The following is a 236-nucleotide window of genomic DNA, read 5'->3' as shown; positions in this document are numbered from 1 at the left end:
AAGCCGAACAAGTCCTCGCCTACTTTCGCCAAGAGTATTGGCCGCATGAACAGCGCTCCGTCAACACCGTTGAGCGTTGTCGCCGCGTTTCGGGTTCGGGGGTGGCAATCCCAGAGCTCCGGCAGGCTGGCATGGTGACCCAGTCGTTGGACCAGACGTTCGGTCGGCTCACAGACGTGGGGCTGCGGGTCGTGGGGCTTTCAGAGGCAGGCTAGGACTCAATCGGAACAACGAGG

Annotated in this window: 1 protein-coding gene; it reads left to right on the top strand. The window is 61.9% G+C overall.

The annotated features are described in order from the left end of the window. On the top strand, positions 1-215 hold a 215-nt coding region (locus tag AC0IYU_RS35005), incomplete at its 5' end, for a hypothetical protein (RefSeq protein WP_472127006.1). Positions 216-236: the final 21 nt, after the last annotated feature.

The sequence above is a fragment of the Variovorax sp. AC103 genome, from assembly GCF_979254005.1.
This window is presented reverse-complemented; position numbering and strand designations above follow the sequence as displayed.